Source organism: Clostridium sp. KNHs205 (assembly GCF_000702945.1).
Lineage (GTDB): Bacteria > Bacillota > Clostridia > Lachnospirales > Lachnospiraceae > Anaerocolumna.
The window spans coordinates 1,672,202-1,690,799 of the sequence record NZ_JNLE01000003.1 but is presented as its reverse complement, the minus strand read 5'-3'; the positions used below and the strand labels follow the sequence as shown (position 1 = coordinate 1,690,799).

Genomic DNA, 18,598 nt, shown 5'->3' with positions numbered 1-18,598 from the left:
ATTTATAGTTCTTACATTTCTTCATGTTAACACTTAAATGAAGAAATGTAAGTCAATCTCCCCGTAGATTTTCAAAGCTATCCTTCCTGGGCTTACCGGCTCATGAGCTGCTCCTAAAAACAGCTCATGAATAATTGTTATTCTTCTATCTTAGCTTCAAATTTCCAATAATCCAATTTAAACAGATTGCCGGAGGGATTACCATGAAAAGTAAAGTAAAGTTCATGAATTCCCTGGATTTTTTCAACTCTTTCGCTTACCAAGCTCCAATTATCCCAGGCACCGGTATCTGGTATCTCAACACTTCCAAGCAGCGGCCCTTCCAAAGTATCCGCATGTATTTCTATTGTTCCGCCACCGGAGGCACTGGCAGCACATACATGAAAGGTATCCGGACCAGCTTCTCCAAAATCCACACTACTTACCCGGATATAATCCCCGTCATCAATATTGCATACATTTATGCCGCCCTGGCTGCAGCTTTCCGTCTTGATGCCCTGTGACCAGGCAATGGTCTCTGCCTCATTCCTAATATAAGGATTAAGGCATCCAACAGGTGACACACCTTCTTCTGTCATATGGAGTACCGGAAAAGCACCATCCTCTTCATACTGAAACTGCTCCACGCATACCGAACGGGTAAAACCGCTGCCTCCCGGCAATGCTCCGTTATGGTAAAAAAAGTAGGAGTTTCCCTTATAATCTATGATACCTGGATGATTCGTAAAGCTGCCTCCTTCTGTGGGCATGATGACTCCTCTGTAGGTCCAGGGGCCAGTAGGGCTGGTACTGGTGGAGTATGCAATGTTTTCAGGAATTCCGCTGGCAGCGTAGACCATATAGTACAATCCATTTCGCTTATAAAACCAGGGGCCTTCTTCATAGAGTGTTGCCCGTTCCGGATTCCCTGTCCGTTTTCCAAAGCTCTCCTCCGTTAACGGTACCTGAACAATACCGGTGGTCTCGTCGTAGGATATCATATCGTCCTTTAGTTTCACATACCAAAGATGAGGATTGCCCCAGTATAGATAGGCCTGACCGTCATCGTCTACAAAGACCGTAGGATCGATGTCTCCTGTCCCGGTCTCCACCAGCGGATGACCCAGAGGGTCTGTAAAGGGACCTGTGGGGCTGTCAGAGACAGCTACTCCTACAGCCATCTGGCCTCCTTTTTTATTCATTGGTACATAAAAGTAGAATTTATTGTTTCTTTCAATACACTGACCTGCCCAGGCATCTCCTCTGGCCCAGGTAAAATCCATAAAAGCCAGCGGTGAACCATGATCCGTCCAATTGACCATATCTTTTGAAGAAAAACATCTCCAGTCATTCATGGTAAACCAGGTAGAACCATCCTCATCGTGTCCGGTATATAAATAAATCGTATCTCCAGATACCATGGGAGCGGGATCTGATGTGTACATCGTCTGTATCACCGGATTTCTTTTAACTACTGTTTCTTTTTTCATTCTCCATACCCTTCCGTATTCTGGTAAACCTGCGAATACGGTGCCATATATATCAGGCGCTTGCCAGCTGCTTTTGTTAATAACCTCGCAAAGTAACCTGATAGGCATCCTTTCTTTTATTTAAAATAGTGTAAAGGACTTTAAGGCTGCACTGCCCTCTCCACGGTAGGTAAGATAAATGGCCTGTATACCCTCCGGTATTGTAATATCAGCGGTATATTCTTTCCAGATGTTGCTGTATTCAACCGGAATACTTCCAAGGCTTTCTCCATCCCAGGAAATCTTCACCTGAAATTCACCCCTGCAGTATCCCCTTACCTTTATTCCAATCTTTTTGATATCCCTGCATTTAAAGTATTTAAAGCCCGCTGTGGCAGCTTCTCTCATATTCTGTATATATCCCTCTTCTTCATCACCATCCCTGCCATCCTGGGTAATTTTCGGGAATCGGCTGTCCATCCACATTCCTCCCGGTGCCGTATACATTTCCTCTACACTGCAGAACAAATTGCAGGCTATGTAGGCCGGATATTCACCTTTTCCTTCCAAAGGTCCGCCATTTAAGCCGCAGGAAGTCATTTCCGGCTGGATAATGCTGCCGTCTTCCCTGAATTGTATGGGTTCTGCACAGCCCTGTCTGCTGAAGTTCGTTCCGTCGGTATGACGATGATAAAATATATACCACTGACCGTTGATATCGATTATACTACCGTGATTATTGGAACCGTAATACATGGGTTTACCGGCAGGTTTATAAGAAGAAATATGCAAATCACAATTGCTGCTTACCACTCCCCGGTATACAAAATCTTTGGTAGGCGATTTACTGGTGGCATAACATAACTCATGCATTGCAACAGAGGAATAAATGAAATAATAGGTATCTCCCCTCTTCCGAATGGAAGGCGCTTCAAAAAAAGCATACCCTTCAAAGGAACTCCCTTTGCTAAAGGGTTCGCTGGGAGCAACAAATACCGTCTCCTCCACAATGGTGAGCATATCCTGTCCCAGTACCGTAACCATGGGACCGCTTCTGCTTCTGTCTCCCCGGAAGCAGAAACCGGTATATAAATAAGTCCTGTCTCCCTCCGTATGTACTCCCGGATCGAACTGAGGCTCATCCCCTGTTCTTTCACCCAGGCGTGTTCCGTCAGCGTAATGGACATAACCATAGAATTCATATTCTCCTGCCGGTTCGTTGCAGACGGCAACGGAAACTATGCTGACCTTATCAAGTACATAATACAGATAAAACCGTCCATCCGGACCTACCGTTACATCTGGTGCATAAAGACACATGCTGCCATCCCTGTTCAGGGGATCTGCTTCCTTTCTATATATCACGCCTTCATAACGCCAGTTACCCAGATCATCGATCCCTGCGGACCAGCATACATAATCATTCAAACAATAAGCATTTCCACGAAAACGGTCATGGGAGCCGTATACATAAACACGGTCACCAAACACATAAGGTTCTCCGTCAGGTATATATTCCCATGACGGCAGATAGGGATTAAATGCCTGTTTCTTCAATGTCAATTCCCCCTCTCCTCCCGGGTTCCTACCGGGACTTTACTATACCACCAGGCCCAATAGCATGATGACTAAAACTAATTATAAAATACTTCCCTATACCAGACAATGATACATTACCTTGAATCATTGACCTATTCTAAGAACTGCTGCTATCCTGTCACACCGGGATAAAATGTGGGTACACCCGCCGTCGGTAAAGCCTTACGGCTTTTCTCCTGGCAGGTGCACCCTTTATATTCTTACAGTTTGAAATTTCTATTATTTCACTGCTGCTTGTCTGGCTTCGATTACTTTCTGGAATTTTGCTTTATCAAACTCAACCAGCTGTTTCCAGTCAAGACCCTCTAACATGGTCTTCATTTCCGTCCACATGGATTGAAACTCGTCTTCGCTGCCTGCAAAGACCATTCTCCAGGAGGTATCGCAGATCAGGCTGGCGCACTGGCTTCTGATAAGGGCAACATCGGTAGTATCACTGGGAAGGATAATATTTACATTAGGAACAGGTTTTAACTGCCCGGTACTTTCCAGCAGTGCCACCTGATTGGCTGCACCGTATTTCTCGCTCCATTCCTTGGTCATAGTGGTCTTATTAGCCTCCAGATAAGAGCTCCAGTAATTGCTGTTATAGGGTTCTTTTGTATTTGGATTGATGGATACGGAATGCAGAGGCCATTGATTGATCTTACTGTTTCCGTCATCAAATCCACCGCCGCCCCATTCATCGGGTACGGTACGATTCTCCATCAGACCATAGAGACCGTCCTCTGTAAGCGTATACTTGCCGTCCTCCCCTTTCGTATAGCTCCAGTCAGGGATACCGTCATGAATGAACTGAAGACCTTCCGGGCTGATCAGCCAATCCAGAAATTCAATCGCTCTTGCTCTGTCATTACCTTCCATATGAGCTCCCAGGGCAAATGCTCTGCCGTCTCCGTAATATGAATCGGAGGGCTGATAGAAATTCATGTCTTCAACGGGTGTATAGATATAAGCATTTCTTTCATTTGCACGGTCCGGTGTATTCCAGAAACCTCTCTGCCAGGAATACCAGAACAACAATACCTGTTTATTCTTCATTTTTGTGCAGGCAGTGTCCCAGTTCTGGGTACCGGAATCCGGGTCTACAAGACCTCTCTGATTTGCATCAAAGAAGAATTTCAGCATCTTGTAATAAGCGCCATCATCATCGGTAACCTCTTTTATGTCCCCGTTATTACCAAGCATAATGGAACCGTTGACCTCATAGCCATACATCTTGGTCAGCTGGGTAGCTGTTTCCATGGTTATCTGTGTACCGCCTTTATCCCAGTCAGGCCAAAGAGAAAAAGCATAGTTGGGATCGCCTGCATCGTTAGCAGGATGTGCGGTCTGTATCTTCTGCAGAACATCCAGCAGATCCTCCAGGTTCTTCATTTCGGGAGAACCGATTTCCGTATAATAATCCCAAGGCAGCATTGGACTGATATAAACTTCCGTATCACTGTAAGTGGTGGGTGAGGTATTGGTTATCTGGCAGGGCATACCATAGATTTTTCCTTCACTGTTTCCTTCAAGCCCTGCGTTGTAGGTCTTATACTGGTCATAATACTGACTTAAGTTGGTGCTGTTCTGGACATCACTGCTGATATCTGCAATCAGTCCCGCTTTAATACAATCCTGAAGGGGTGAATTATCAAGCAGTATGATGTCTCCCAGCTTTCCTGCAGCTGTCCGTGTCTGGTACAGAGCCTCTCCGTTACCGGAGGCCTGGGGTGCGATGATATTCAGTTCCAGATTGAATTTATCTTTTATGACTTTTGCAAACCATCCGCTTTGCATACCCTGGTAATTGGCTGCCACATCATAGACCTCAAGGGTAAGGGTCTTTGTGTGGTCAATCTCTCCCGATACCGGAGTTGTTGGACTGTCTGTTCCTGACTGGCTGTTTGTGCCTGCCGGAGTATTGTTAACCGCATTGTTGCCTTTGGAGCAGCCTGTCACGGCTAAGGAAAGCACACACAGAACTGCCAGTAAACCCTTTACAAGCTTTCTCTTCCTCATAGTAAATCCTCCTCTTTTTTATTCTATAAAAAGATGTCTTCATCCTCTTATATTCCATTGAAATTTAACATTTAATGCTCAGTCTTACTAAGGTATCAAAGCCGGAAGGACAAGCTTCTTTAACCCTTTACTGCACCTATCATAATACCCTTAACAAAGTATCGTTGGAATATCGGATAGATCAGAAGGATTGGTGCGACAACAAGAATGGTGACCGTCATACGGATGGACGTTGCCGTCTGAACAGTGGCGATACTCTGCGCTACTGCAGAACTGCTGGAGGAATTAACCAGCTGCTTTAAGGAGCTTGCCTGATTAATATACTGGTACAGGATGAACTGAAGGCTGTACAGCTTATCATCGGTCATTAACAGCAGGGTATCCTGAAAAGCATTCCATTGTCCCACCGCTGCGAAGATTGCCACTGTTGCCATAATCGGCTTGATTACAGGCATAATGACCCGCAGAAATATTTTCATGGTTCCGGCCCCGTCGATTTCCGCTGCCTGCTGCAATTCCTTTGGAATGGACTCCACAAAGGTCTTTGCCAGAATAATATAAAAAGGCGATACGACAGCCGGCAGTATATAACCCCAGAAATTATTTGTAAGATGCAGATTTCGCATGGTAAGGAACCAGGGAATAATACCTGCATTAAAATACATGGTAATGATTACGAAACGATACCAGAATTTCCTGCACCACAGGGTTTCTCTGGTAAACATAAACCCCAGGAAAGCAGTCGTCCCTACCGTAAGCAAGGTACCAATAACGGTTCTGCCTACTGAAATCATCGCAGCATCCAGTAATCCGGGAATTTTTATAGCTTTCAGATAATTTTGAATGTGCAGCTCCCTTGGCAGGAAAATAATCAACCCTTTCTGGCTCAATTCGTTGGAGCTGATGGTGTTAATAAAGATATAATAAAACGGATAAATACATATAAATGCAAAGGCAGCGAAAAATACATAGGTAAAGACACTGATAACCGCATCACCAAAACTTTGTTTTTTAAATCTTTTTCTGATTCCCTTCACCACAACATTCCTCCTTGCTATAAAAAGCTCTCGCCTCTTACCAGTTTTGAAATACCATTTGCCACACTAAGCAGTATAAGGCTGATAATACTTTTCAGTATGCTCAGGGCCGTTGCCACGGAATAGCTTCCGCTTCCCATTGCCAGGTTGAACACATAGAGATCCAATACCTGGATCTTTTCCTTGTTAAAGGCATTCTGGAAGACATAATACTGTTCCATACCGTTTGAAAGAAAGCTTGCGATGCTTAACATCAGCAGTACAAAATATGTCGGTAATATACTTGGTATGGTGATATAGCGGATCATCTGCATCCTGGTGGCTCCATCCACTCTGGCAGCTTCAAAGAGTTCTTCGTCAATTCCTGTAATAGCCGCTATATACATAATTGCCGCCCACCCAAGATTCTTCCAGGTTAGCCAGAACCACTGGGTAAGCCAGACATGATCGGAGGCCTGGAGAAATTGAACGGGTTTTTCCAGTATTCCTGTGGATACCAGCAGATGATTCACCACACCGGTATTGTTAAAGATATTAAAGGCAACGGAATACACCAGCACCCAGCTGATAAAGTTCGGAATGGTTGTTACTGTCTGTACGGCCTTTCGAAAGGGAATACATTTTATTTCATTTAAGAATACCGCAAAAATCATGGGAAGCCAGGAAGTTCCAACGGTAATTCCGCTCATGACCAGGGTATTGGTCAGAACGTTCAGGATCTGCTTCGTCTTTACCTGGTTGGAGACAAGGGATTTGAACCATTTAAGTCCTACGAAGCTCTCCATGGTAAGCGGCTGGGGGGGCCTGTAATCAAAGAAGGCATATAACCAGCCATAAAGAGGATAATAAGCAAAAACGGCAACCAGCAGGATAAAGGGCAGAATATAAAGGAATTCCTTATAGGATCTCAGTTTCTTTTTATTTTGTAATAGCTTCATGATTTCTCTCCTTGTTTTAGAGTATGAAGTAAAGCCTGTCATTACAGTCTGCGGGGATCGATGGATATTACCTGATTCTCCAGGAGTTTACCAAAAGGCCCGGGTAAACAGGTATCCTCCTCTGCCGTATTTCCAAAGAAGTCACTGCCGGTTATAAATCTGGCTTTTACTTTATGGATATCTGAGAGGTTTTCCAGATAGGGTGCCTTCCCGGCATGGCGTCCCGGAAAGCCTTTTTGTTCCTTTGCTTTTCTGATTTCAAGGGTATAGTTCTCCGTATCAATATCTACCTCCAAACGCCCCTCCTGTCCCTCCAGGTCCAGACCATAGAACTCCTGCCAGGCCTGCAGGTCAAGACATGCCGTGGGGGCGGGGTAGAGTATCCGAAGGTATCCTCCCGGCATATTCAGATAGAGATTTCCCTCCGACTCATTATGCTCCGTTGGAAATTTCACTGCCGCTTCCTTACAGTCATAAAATATATTATTCCAGATTTTTGCATCTCTGGAGGTTCCGCCTCGTTTCCAGGCTATCCGGAAGGCTACCGTCTTGGCATAATAACCGGCGCTCCGGCATTTTCCGATGAAATTATTCACCATATGGATGTGATCCGTGCCCTCACCATATACGGCATAACCATTGACCACACTTGTTTCCTCCAGCTTATACCAGCCGGTGGAACCGGGTTCTTCTGGTATCTGCTTCGGATCAAAGCGTCCTTCTATATTCCAGAAAATATTATGGTCAATCAGATTGATGCCATCCCTGCTGCATTCTATAAAAATAGCTTCTCTCTGGTTTATTCCATCCAGAAAGAGGTTCTGAGTAATTCGGTTGTTCTCATTCCCCATATCCATCCACAGATGGTCTGCACCGTGGGTCCTGGTAAAAATATTTCGTCTGATCAGGCTGCCCGTACAGTCATGCACCTTGATTCCTCCTGCCTCCCAGGATAGCTCCATCCTCTGCCAGCCCGTTCCCTCAATGAGGTTGTCTTCCACCAGTATATTTTTTGCAAAGAGCCCGGCTATGCCGCACACTCCGGCATTGAAGATCCGGCACCTTCGAATGATTACCGACCCAATGACCTGTTCCTCCGAAAAAGTGTGATGCCAGCATTCATTGCCGATATCTATTCCCACGCCATTTGACCAGTCTATGGTACAATCTTCGATAATCCAATGATGCCCCCTGAAACAGGAGAGAGCTCCTCTTTGGGGTACCGGTGCGCCCGTTGCACTATGAGCACAAGTCAGGCCTTTTACTTTAATATAGGATAAGAAAGGAATTTCCGGAGCAAAGCACTGTTCTCTGTTTGTAAGCTCTATGGTGTGCTCCTTGGGGTCTCCGTCATCCCAAAGTCTGAAATGTACAGTCTGTCCGTTTGCTTCCACCCAATAGGATCCGGGATGGTCTGCAAGCTGATTGAACAGAGAGACCTGATAAAGGGGTTTACCATCGCAGAAGACCATACCCCTTCTGTTCAGATAGGTGGTCATATCCGTCTTGTCATATTCTATAAATAACCGGTCATGCAGTATATTCACGGCACAGAAAGGATTATAGCCTTTGAAATCTTCCGGATTCAGCTTTATTTCCCAGATTACAGCCGAACCTTCTTCCTTGAAGCCTTCCGGTGAAAAACGCCGGAGGTTCCAGCCTTCGCTTCTCCTGAATTGTTTAGCCTCCACAGAAGCTTTTATAAGAACCTCTCCATCTCCATATGCTTCATAGGAAATCATTTTATGGCTTCCTTCTCCGCCTCTGGCCGGACGGACACATTCCCGGTAAACTCCTCCATGGATCCATACCCGGGTACCCGGATATGCTCTGGCAGCCGCTGCATTGATTGTCTTAAGAGGCTGACCTGGACTTCCGTCATTTTCATCCGAGGCAGCAGGATGTTTCCCATCCACATGAAGTTCTGTTTCGTACTCCTGCTCTATTTCCCATAAATCAAAATAACTTCCGTCCGGTAACTGCAAAGTCCTGTCCTGAGCCATATACTCCTCCCATTCCTGTCACTGATATGCTATATTTCTTGCTGTCTACATATGCTGATTGCTATCCATACATTGTCTACTGTTTCATACCTTCGTTTGCTATCCTTATTCTGATTACTATCTTCATACGTTGTTTGATACTCTCATAATCTAAAACGCAATTTTATACATTATATCCAAATATTTATTTAAAAAATTAAATAATGGCACCGAATAGCAATAATATAAATTTGAACCTATAGAACATTTGTGTATTTTGTTTAATAATTACATTATATATAACAAATCATTATGAAACAATGATATATACTCATGTTAATATGAACTATATTAAGGTATACCCCCAGGTCGGCTGTCAGATTTATGTTAATTTTGACCCAGCCGCTATTTACTGGATTATTACAATAATAAAAATCAGGACCACTAGCTTAGCTAAGCTCAGCTGGTGGTTTGCTCTGGGGCTATAGCCTTTATTCCTGCTTGCCTCTAAAGAGGCTAGCGGCCTTGATTTGCATCAGATTCAAAGCCGCCAGTAACAATTATGTGCTTTTCATTTTTAGATTTAGCTATGCGCTATGTAAAAGAGCCAATAACGGTGATTTTACTCACTGCTTTTAACTTGAAGCTAAAGCTGTTTGAGAACGCACCTGCATAACAGATGCGTTTATTTTTATTGTGAATACAAAGAAAGAGAACAACCTATTGATCTGGCTGTTCTCTTTACTTTAATTTTTATATTAATCTAAACCTCATTGGCTTGTTTCACCCTACTGGCTGAAAAATCTTCTCATAACTAAGCATACATGACATTAAGCCCCTGACACAATCAGAAGAATACTATCTGCAGAAAGTCAGCAGCACAATGCCGCCAGAAGGTCCAGTCATGATACCCTTTGTCAAAGAAAGTCACCAGAGGAATCCCATATCCTTTCACTTTTTCTGAATTTTTAAGAGTCTCCTCATAAAATCCCTCCTGCTTACCACAGGCTACATAAAGGAGTTTAAAGACCTCCTGAAAGACAGCAGGGTCCTGAAGCAGCTGCCTGTAATCCTCCTCCTTGTTCTGAATAACCAGACCTCCGCTGAATATACCGGCCCAGGCAAATTGCTCTGTATTGTGGAATACGGTCCGCTGGGTCTGCATTCCGCCCATGGATAAACCTGCCATGGCTCTATGTTCTCTGTCAGCCCGGGTTCGATAGTATCTGTCGATAAAGGGTATACAGTCCTTAACAATTTCATCTCCTACGGAGCCTAACAGCGGATGGCTTGTTCCGTCCGGCCGGAAGCTGTAACCGGTGTTCATGACCACAATCATTTCCTTGGCTTTCTTCTCCGCCAGAAGATTGTCCAGGATATTGCATATCTTCCCCTGCCAGATCCAGCCGATCTCATTTTCTCCGCCGCCATGCTGCAGATAAAGGATGGGATAGGTTTTCTCCTTCTCTTTCTCATATCCCGGCGGGGTGTAAACATAGCACATTTTCATACGGCCGGTTTGGGAGGATAGATAATAATTCATATGTATGCTTCCATGAGGCACGGACTTTAAAAGATACAGGTCAAATTCCGGCTCCGGCATTTCGAGGAAGTTCATAGGTTTAAAGCAGCCGTAACCTACCGGTGCCAAAGGATTGATTACAGGTACTTCATTTACAAAATATTCATGGTAATGGAATCCCGGTTCAATCCCCTCTGCCATTCCCTTCCAATAACCCTCTTCTCCCAGAGTTCCTTGGGCTTTTTCCAGCAGGACCCGTTCCATTCCAAGAATCTGAGCCTCTACTTTTTTCGCACCGGGGGCTTTAAAATAAAATTCCGCCCTTCCCGGTTCCTTTATTACCACCCCGGGCTGCAGATCCTTATAACGTCCCGCCGGCCTTCCCTTTTCATCTACTGCAAAGATTACCCCCTTGTATACCGGGTCAAAGAATAAAGGCTGCATTTCATAGGTCTGTCTGGGAGAAATTTCACCCTCTGTGTTTTCAGGCTCGTATGACATTTGCGGTTCCCTGGAATATAGCAGAACCTCCTCCGGCGAATCCGGCCTTTCTTCCCTGAAGATCTTCTGTACGAAAGCAGCAAGGCTTTTTCTCCATACATGCCATTCATGGTAGCCTTGAAAAGCATAACTGTCGCAGGTAATTCCCGCCGCTCTGAGTTTATCCCTATATAACTCCTGCTGTGGAAGAAGTCCTGTTTCTCCTTCTCCTGCAGATAAGAGAACATAATAAGGGTATTTCTTTCCGCTTTCTGTTATACTGTCCAACTCCTGGATGGCAACTCCTGAGAATACCCCCAAAGCAGAGAACAGTTCCGGATGTCTGGCTGCCGTAAGAGAAGCCTGGGCGGAACCCAGGGACAGGCCGGCAATGGCTCTGTTCTCCCTGCCTCTTTTGACCCTGAACTTCTCCTGAATAAAAGGTATCACATCCTCTGTCAGCTCCCTGTCAAAATCACCTGGATAAAAAACCGGGTCCTCCCCTTCTCTAAAAGCATAACCGCTGCACATGACCACCAGCATTTCACTGCATTTTCCCTCTGCCAGCAGATTATCCAGGATAAAATTCAATTTCCCGTTCCACAGCCAGCCGGTCTCATTTTCACCTACACCGTGCTGGACATAGAGCACGGGGTAGGTTCTATCCGTCTGTTTCTGATAACCCGGCGGAGTGTAGATATAGCAGTTCTTTACATGTCCGTTCACACGGGAACGGTACAATTCCATCTGCACCTCTCCATGGGGAACCTCTTTCAGAAAATAAAAATCCTCTTTCCCCTCCGGTACCTCAAAGAAATTAATAGGCTCAAAACAACCGTAACAAAATGCTCCCAGAGAGTTTCTGACCTGTATGCCGTCCACGAACCAGTTATGATAATGAAACCCCGGTTGGATTCCCGAAACCTTTACGGAAAAATACCCATCACCCTCCGGATTCAGTTCTACCGGTTCCCGGCTCATGGTACCACTGATGCCTGCAACTGTGACTTTTACAGCTCCCGGCGCATAATAACAGAACTCCACCTCACCGTTTTCATAGACTCTGACCCCTTCTCTGGCGGGTACGTAATGCATACTTTCCAAACCATTGCCGCCTTCCTGGAATGCAACCTTTTGATTCAGCGGATCAAAAAATAACTGATGACAGGATACTGCCTGATTTTCTACTTTCTTCATATCTACCTTCTCCTTTTGATATTAAGAATATTTGTATGTTAAACCTGAGCTCTTTCATAAACTGACATTACTTTTTTCTTAAAGTCTCGCAGCCTAAAATACAGTAGCTTAAAGTCCCGCAGCTTCGCTGACCAGCCTTCTGTTCTTCCCCTGATAGAGGTTAAAAACCAGGATTCCTAAAAGCATAAGGACTGCTGTACCAAGATACATCCCCCGATAGCTGAAAGCTTCCGAGATTCTGCCTCCCAGCACCGGTCCCAGCCCCTGACCGATGTCTGCACCGATAAAGTAGGTACTGGTCGCAATACCGACCCTTGCAGGCTCTACCTTCCGTATACAGGCCGACTGCAGAGAAATCTGACCGCCCCCCTGACCGGCTGCTTTTAAGACTCCTGCTGCCAGAAATAGCAAAAGCCCCTGGGAGATACCGAGAAAGAACATGGAAGCCGCTGTAAGGGCCAGAGAAATATTCACGATAATCCCAAGGCCAATCCTGTCGATCACTCTGCCCATCAGCAGCCGCATCACCAGCAGTACCACCGCATTGACCGTAAAGAAAATGCCGATACCGGAGATATTCCTCTCCTCTCCCACAAGCACCAGAAATGAAGTGGTAACACCATTACCTAATGAGAACAATCCTCCGACCAATGCATATACCAGACACTCCTTCGCCAGGATATTTTTTCTGCTAAAGGTTTTTTTCACTTTTAAAACTTTCTCAGTTCCTGGTTTTTCCCTTTTTATCAGAAGCAAAAGCCCTACCGACAATAAGGTTAAACCAGCAATTATAAAGAACAGAAATTGATATCCAAAACGTCCCTTAATGGCAATACCGGCATTGGGTCCAATAATCTGAGCAACAATCTGACCCAGTCCGAAATATCCAATTCCTTCTCCCAGACGCTTTTCTGGCAGGACTTCACTTATCAGCACCAGAATAGCGGTACCATTGATTCCAAAGGCCATACCATGAAGAATACGGAAAAAGAGCATGACAGCTATGTTAGGCGCTATGGCATACCCTGCAAAGGACACTCCCATAAGCAGGGTGGAAAGAAGACAAATATTTCTTTTGTCCAGAATATCCAGAGCCATTCCGCTAAAAGGTCTGATTACCAGTGCAGACAGGGAAAAGATACCCGACAGGGTCCCTGCCAGGGTAAGTCCTGCACCCAGTGTTACCGCATAAGGGGATATAATGGTCGCAATCATACTATATCCCAAAGCTGTCATCAGGTTTATACAAGTCAGCAATATGTAAGTGAGGCTGAACAGCCTTTGATTATCTTTATCCACATTCTCCCCCTTATCTTAGCAGACCGTAGGCGGCAGCACGTATACGTGGATGATAATATTCCTCTTTGCTTGGAATCAGATTATGCATATACACAATAGACAGCCCCTCCTCCGGATCGGCCTCACACCAGGTCCCGAAGCCTCCTGTCCAGCCAAAAGCCTGTAAGGTCCCGTTATGATGGCCAGCTCCCTGATTCAGAAGCGTCCGCACACCATATCCATAACCATAACCGGCATTGTATCCATTGCTGAACTCCTTTAACTGCTCCTGGTTCAGGACATTGGTCCTCATCAGGTCTATAGTCTTCCTGCCCATAAGCCGTTTTCCCTTATACTCACCGCCATTGGCAAGCATCTGAACCAGCTTCGAATAATCATTGACTGTAGAGAACAGCCTTGCCCAGCCGCATTGATGTTCAGACCCGGGGATATGCTTCTCATCAAAAGGTGTAACTGCAGGAATCAGTTCCCCTTCTTCTGTTCTCTGATATAACGTTACCATCCTCTCCTGTATGTCTCTAAAATAATGAGCTCCCGTATCATCCATATCCAAAGGCTCGAACAACAGCTCACGAAATACCTCTTCAATGGCTTTTCCGCTGACTGCTTCCACAATGCCTGCCGCCAGTTCGCTGGAGAAGCCATAGAGCCAGTGTTCTCCCGGTTCAAAGGCCAGAGGAGCTTCTGCCATTACGGCAATATGTTCCCGAAGGGTATAATGCCCCTTCTCCCATAAGGGCTTCATGCATTTTTCCATAGCCTTAAGCACCGGATCTTCGGAACCGGAGGGAAAGTTGCAATAGGGAAGCCCACATCTCATGGTAAGTAAATCACTGATGTTTATGGGTCGGAGAGTGGGTTGTATTGTAAAAGAACCATCTGGATGCTTTACAATCCTTTTGCTGTCCTTCCATTCGGGAAAATAGTCTGAAACCGGGTCAGTCAGTAGAAATTCCCCTCTCTCATAGAGCATCATAAGAACGGTATACAAAGGTAGCTTGGACAGAGATGCCTGTCGAAAAACGGATGCGTTGCTGACCTTCTTTCCTGATGCCATATCACTGCAGCCGAAATAACCTTCATACAAGGTCTCTCCACGCTGTTTTATTTCCAAACCGCAGCCTGACAGTCCTTCCTTCACAAACCCACTGAGCAGGCAGTCTATATCAGTTACATTTGACATAAGCTTCTTCTCCCTCATAAATAATATTATTTATCTCACCTTTTTTCCCGTCCTCGATAAATCTTACCCTGAAATCTGTCTGATATGATAAACTCCCCTCTGCTTTTCCAAAGGTCAGCGTCCTTTCTTCGTCCCTGTAGGATAAGGGAATGCAGGAGTAATTTCCATTTTCATAGGAATAATTATCCCCTTCATCGTTATACAGTCTGAATTCACCATCTGCTCCCATATACACCAGCAGCTCCGATATCCTTCCACCGTTTTCCTCTGCATATTCTCCAGGTACAGACAGAGGGAGAATCGAACCGCTTCTTACAAAGACCGGTATGATATCCAACTCCGTTGCCGCCACTATGGTCTGCCCGCCCTCATAGCTCCTTCCGGTCCAGTAATCATACCACAGGGCGTTTGCAGGCAGATACACCTCCCGTTCTCTGGGTCTATCCTTTAAGGGTTGGCTGTCAGCCCCGTAATACATAGGCTCCGTAACCGGACAGATCAGCAAAGCTCTTCCAAATAAATAGGAATCACTGATTTCTTTCACTCTTTCATCCTGGGGGAAGTCAAACATCAGACTGCGAACCATGACAGCATTATCAAAATGAACTTTCGCTGCCAGAGAGTAGATATAGGGCAGCAGCTGATAACGTAATCGTATATATTTCACAATAATGTCATAGAATATTTCTCCCGGAGAGCCGAAATTCCAGGGTTCCCTGGGTGTATCGGTGCCGTGTGAACGAAACATCGGCAGGAAGGTCCCATATTGAAACCACCTCACATATAGTTCCCTGTAGCCCAGATCATGTACACCGTCATTGTAGTCTCCATCCCAGAACCAAAGCTTATTGGGATTTCCACTGCTTCCGCAGCCTCTGTTCTCCCATTTATCCTTCACCGTAAAGAAGGCACCGATATCCAGGGTCCAATATGGGATGCCGGTCATGGAAATCTTTATTCCCTCTGTAATCTGTTTCTTTAAGGTGGACCATTTTGCACTGATGTCTCCGGACCAGAGAATGGTTCCGTACTTCTGGCCTGATATAGAGGAGGACCTGGTCAGATTAACCACCCGTTTTGCTCCGGTGGAACGACGCCAGTTCTCATAGATTCCTTTTGCATGGAACAGTCCAAAGCTGTTAAGCCGGGTCCATTCAATGGACTTTTTGGCTTCCTCTGTTACCAGCTTGAAACGTTGTTCCTCTGTCTTTTTCTTCTCTCCGTTCCAATCCGAGTCTGTAAAGGGTTCAGAATTATCGCACCACCAGGCATCCACTCCGGACCGGAACCACTCCTCTTCACACTGTTTCCAATAAATCTCCCTGGCGGTCTCATCATAGGCATTATAAATCGAAGAGTTTGGCAGGAGCAGATTCTTTTCTTTAAATTCCTGCAGGTTCTTACCACCTTCCGACATATTAGGCCAGATGGAAACCATGAGTTTTACCTGCTGTTTGTGAAGGGTGTCAATCAACTTCGTAATATCAGGATACCTTTTCTTATCCGCTGTCTTTTCTCCCCACAAGCCATCTTCCCAGGTCAGCCAGTCCTGTACAATACAATCCAGGGGTATTCCAAGCTCACGAAAATGCTTTACCACCTCCAGAAGTTCCTCTGCGGATTGATAACGTTCCCTGCTCTGGATATAGCCGAAAGCCCACCTTGGCAGCAGGGGAGCTCTGCCTGTAAGCTCACGCAGCGATTTTTGGATTTCTTCCAGATTTTGACCCGTTATAATATAATAAGAAAGGTACTTGACCGTATCTATTGTAAAATGGACCCTGTTCTCTTCACTTTCAAAGGTCATGGCACTTTCCGAATCAATAAAAATACCATAATTACGTGAAGAAAGCAGCACCGGCATACTGATTTTCATATTAGCCTGAAACAGATACTCCTTCTGGTTGCGGTAATTATATATTCCGTCCTCGTGCTGCCCGAGTCCATAAAGACACTCCTCTCCTGTTATTTCAAAGGTAAGCCTGCCTTCATAGGCCTCCTCCCCTGACTCCTTTTCAATCGTATCGAGATAGGTTACTTCCCCGTTTGCTGTATGCTTTTGGCGGAAGGAGGAGGTCTCCGCTTTTTGATATCGGTAGATTTTTTTCTTTATAAGACTGTGTTCCACCTCTTTTACTGCCACTTCTCCCAGCCTATTCCGAATAAGCAGGCTGCCGTCCTCAGAGTACTCCGCTTCATTAACTGCTTCCCTGCCGGTGTCCTTTTCTTCTGTCTTCTCAACCAGAATACTTTCTACAGGCTCCTCCTGATTAAAGGTATGAACGATATGAATGAAATTTTTGTTCACCCTTTCTATCCCGGTAAACAGAGCCTTCTCTCCTTCTATAAATTCTATTTCCTCTCCGCTATTACCGGTCTTTATCTCTGAATACATAAAGGTATCTCCTCCACTATCTGTATATAAGCGAAATTACTGCATTCTAATATCCAATAAATAATTATAAATTAATGGTAAATGCCTTACAATGATGTATCAAATCAATTAATTGATGTATTCTATTATTTATAGAAGATGTATTCTATTACTGGAGAGTCAAAAGTTCTCTTTCTCATCATACGGACGGAAAATTGTAAAAAAACAGAAGAACTCATGTTTCATTCCAAGGTATAAGAATTCCTAATTTTCTGAATATTTTATGCTGGACATCTTATCAAACAGACAACTCGCTTCGCTCAAACAATCTGTTTGATAAGATAGCAGAAAATATTCAGAAAAAAGGATTTCTAATACCTTTCCATAGGCGCTTTCGTTCTTCTGCTTTTTTGCAATTTTCCTGAAATAGTATGAAACAGAAAGTTATATTTTATTATGAATTAGACAGTTACATATTTAACTGTGTGGCCGGATGAAACCATAACAAACCACTTAAGAGATCTTTGAAAACCCTTGATGAAGGCGTTTTCCTTATTTTCTCTGATATGACGGCACCTATACCAGGCAGTTCTTTTCTACGGATAGCAGTTCACGGAAAATCCTTATCTTTCTTATTCTGCAAAGGAGGTATTGCATGGGGAAGCTTTCGGAATTGGTTTGGAGTGACTCCGGTAGTCTTCTTGAATTGACGAAAAAAATGTTCAATGTTGCGGTATCCGCATAAGGTTATAATCTCAGCTATCGTGTATTGGTCGTATACAAGGTACTTTTTTGCCAGATTGATCCTGCTGTTGATTACATCCTCCATACAGGTAACACCAAAAGTATTCTTATAAATATCCTGCATATAGCCAACGCTGATATTCAGTTTCTCCGCCATCCGGCTGACAGTCCATTCCTCGTAGGGTCTGTGATAGATCTCCATTTTCAGTTCCTTGAGATTCTTAAACAAAGGTGTCACTGTTTTATAATCATAGGATTCCAATAATTTGTTGAACAATATACGAAAAAGATTATCTATTGTTATATCCTTAAAGCTGTTGTTCAGAATGTGTTCCGTAACCAATAACTGGTATAACTTATGACAGTAAGAGGGATCGTGTATCTGAAAAGGTACCCCGCACTGTATCGGCGTTGTTATGACATAATTTTCATCGGTATAAAAACGGATCCAGTCATTGGCATACCTTTCTCCGCAGGCCCGGTAGTATATCCTTTGCTTTGGTTTGTACAGTATGGCACAGTTAGAAGGATATTCCCGGCAGGTATTCTCCACCATAAAAATAGCAGGGGTCTGGGTCAGCAATAACAACCAGCAATCATGCCCTTCCGGTATGTCAAAAACAAAATCACTTGTATGAGAAGCATCATATTCTGTATAATCAATGTGTATCATTTCCTTCCTCCATATATCATCGGTTTTATTGACCCTCTGATTGCCTTACATCCGTTTATTGAAGTATTCCTTGCGTTAATATCTTTATTCTAACATAAACAGATAGTTAAATGAAATA

Annotated in this window: 11 protein-coding genes; all 11 read right to left on the bottom strand. The window is 44.5% G+C overall.

The window, feature by feature from the left end:
- Window positions 1-137 precede the first annotated feature (137 nt).
- The 11 genes from BR73_RS0107245 to BR73_RS0107195 all read right to left on the bottom strand — a co-directional run bounded on the left by BR73_RS0107245 (window position 138) and on the right by BR73_RS0107195 (window position 18,480).
- Window positions 138-1,469 (bottom strand): glycoside hydrolase family 43 protein, encoded by a 1,332-nt coding sequence (locus BR73_RS0107245; protein ID WP_081848755.1) that lies wholly within the window; start codon window positions 1,467-1,469, stop codon window positions 138-140.
- A gap of 120 nt (window positions 1,470-1,589) precedes the next feature.
- Window positions 1,590-3,005, bottom strand: coding sequence for a family 43 glycosylhydrolase (locus BR73_RS0107240; RefSeq protein WP_033167174.1), 1,416 nt, complete (start codon window positions 3,003-3,005; stop codon window positions 1,590-1,592).
- Window positions 3,006-3,266: 261 nt separating this feature from the next.
- Window positions 3,267-5,051, bottom strand: a complete 1,785-nt coding sequence (locus tag BR73_RS0107235; RefSeq protein WP_033164996.1) for a hypothetical protein — start codon at window positions 5,049-5,051, stop codon at window positions 3,267-3,269.
- A gap of 119 nt (window positions 5,052-5,170) precedes the next feature.
- Window positions 5,171-6,088, bottom strand: coding sequence for a carbohydrate ABC transporter permease (locus tag BR73_RS0107230; RefSeq protein ID WP_197032628.1), 918 nt, complete (start codon window positions 6,086-6,088; stop codon window positions 5,171-5,173).
- A 17-nt stretch (window positions 6,089-6,105) separates the two neighbouring features.
- A complete protein-coding gene (locus BR73_RS0107225) occupies window positions 6,106-7,026 on the bottom strand; it encodes an ABC transporter permease subunit (protein WP_033164994.1) in 921 nt (306 codons plus the stop codon).
- Window positions 7,027-7,067: 41 nt separating this feature from the next.
- The gene (locus BR73_RS0107220; RefSeq protein ID WP_033164993.1) at window positions 7,068-9,029 is read right to left on the bottom strand and encodes a right-handed parallel beta-helix repeat-containing protein; all 1,962 of its coding nucleotides are present in this window, start codon (window positions 9,027-9,029) and stop codon (window positions 7,068-7,070) included.
- Window positions 9,030-9,855: 826 nt separating this feature from the next.
- A complete protein-coding gene (locus BR73_RS0107215) occupies window positions 9,856-12,207 on the bottom strand; it encodes an alpha/beta hydrolase-fold protein (RefSeq protein ID WP_033164992.1) in 2,352 nt (783 codons plus the stop codon).
- Between the two features lie 108 nt (window positions 12,208-12,315).
- The gene (locus BR73_RS0107210; RefSeq protein ID WP_051685028.1) at window positions 12,316-13,506 is read right to left on the bottom strand and encodes an MFS transporter; all 1,191 of its coding nucleotides are present in this window, start codon (window positions 13,504-13,506) and stop codon (window positions 12,316-12,318) included.
- A 10-nt stretch (window positions 13,507-13,516) separates the two neighbouring features.
- Window positions 13,517-14,689: a serine hydrolase domain-containing protein gene (locus BR73_RS0107205; protein ID WP_033164991.1), complete on the bottom strand. Its 1,173-nt coding sequence runs from the start codon at window positions 14,687-14,689 to the stop codon at window positions 13,517-13,519.
- The gene (locus tag BR73_RS0107200; protein ID WP_081848563.1) at window positions 14,673-17,084 is read right to left on the bottom strand and encodes a TIM-barrel domain-containing protein; all 2,412 of its coding nucleotides are present in this window, start codon (window positions 17,082-17,084) and stop codon (window positions 14,673-14,675) included. Before BR73_RS0107200 ends, BR73_RS0107205 begins: the two co-directional genes overlap by 17 nt.
- A gap of 589 nt (window positions 17,085-17,673) precedes the next feature.
- Window positions 17,674-18,480: an AraC family transcriptional regulator gene (locus BR73_RS0107195; RefSeq protein WP_033164990.1), complete on the bottom strand. Its 807-nt coding sequence runs from the start codon at window positions 18,478-18,480 to the stop codon at window positions 17,674-17,676.
- Window positions 18,481-18,598 lie beyond the last annotated feature (118 nt).

Coding starts and splice junctions, on each gene's coding strand:
- BR73_RS0107215 (WP_033164992.1), bottom strand. CDS start 12,207: ATGAAGAAAGTAGAAAATCAGGCAGTATCCTGTCATCAGTTATTTTTT.
- BR73_RS0107205 (WP_033164991.1), bottom strand. CDS start 14,689: ATGTCAAATGTAACTGATATAGACTGCCTGCTCAGTGGGTTTGTGAAG.
- BR73_RS0107225 (WP_033164994.1), bottom strand. CDS start 7,026: ATGAAGCTATTACAAAATAAAAAGAAACTGAGATCCTATAAGGAATTC.
- BR73_RS0107195 (WP_033164990.1), bottom strand. CDS start 18,480: ATGATACACATTGATTATACAGAATATGATGCTTCTCATACAAGTGAT.
- BR73_RS0107200 (WP_081848563.1), bottom strand. CDS start 17,084: ATGTATTCAGAGATAAAGACCGGTAATAGCGGAGAGGAAATAGAATTT.
- BR73_RS0107235 (WP_033164996.1), bottom strand. CDS start 5,051: ATGAGGAAGAGAAAGCTTGTAAAGGGTTTACTGGCAGTTCTGTGTGTG.
- BR73_RS0107220 (WP_033164993.1), bottom strand. CDS start 9,029: ATGGCTCAGGACAGGACTTTGCAGTTACCGGACGGAAGTTATTTTGAT.
- BR73_RS0107245 (WP_081848755.1), bottom strand. CDS start 1,469: ATGAAAAAAGAAACAGTAGTTAAAAGAAATCCGGTGATACAGACGATG.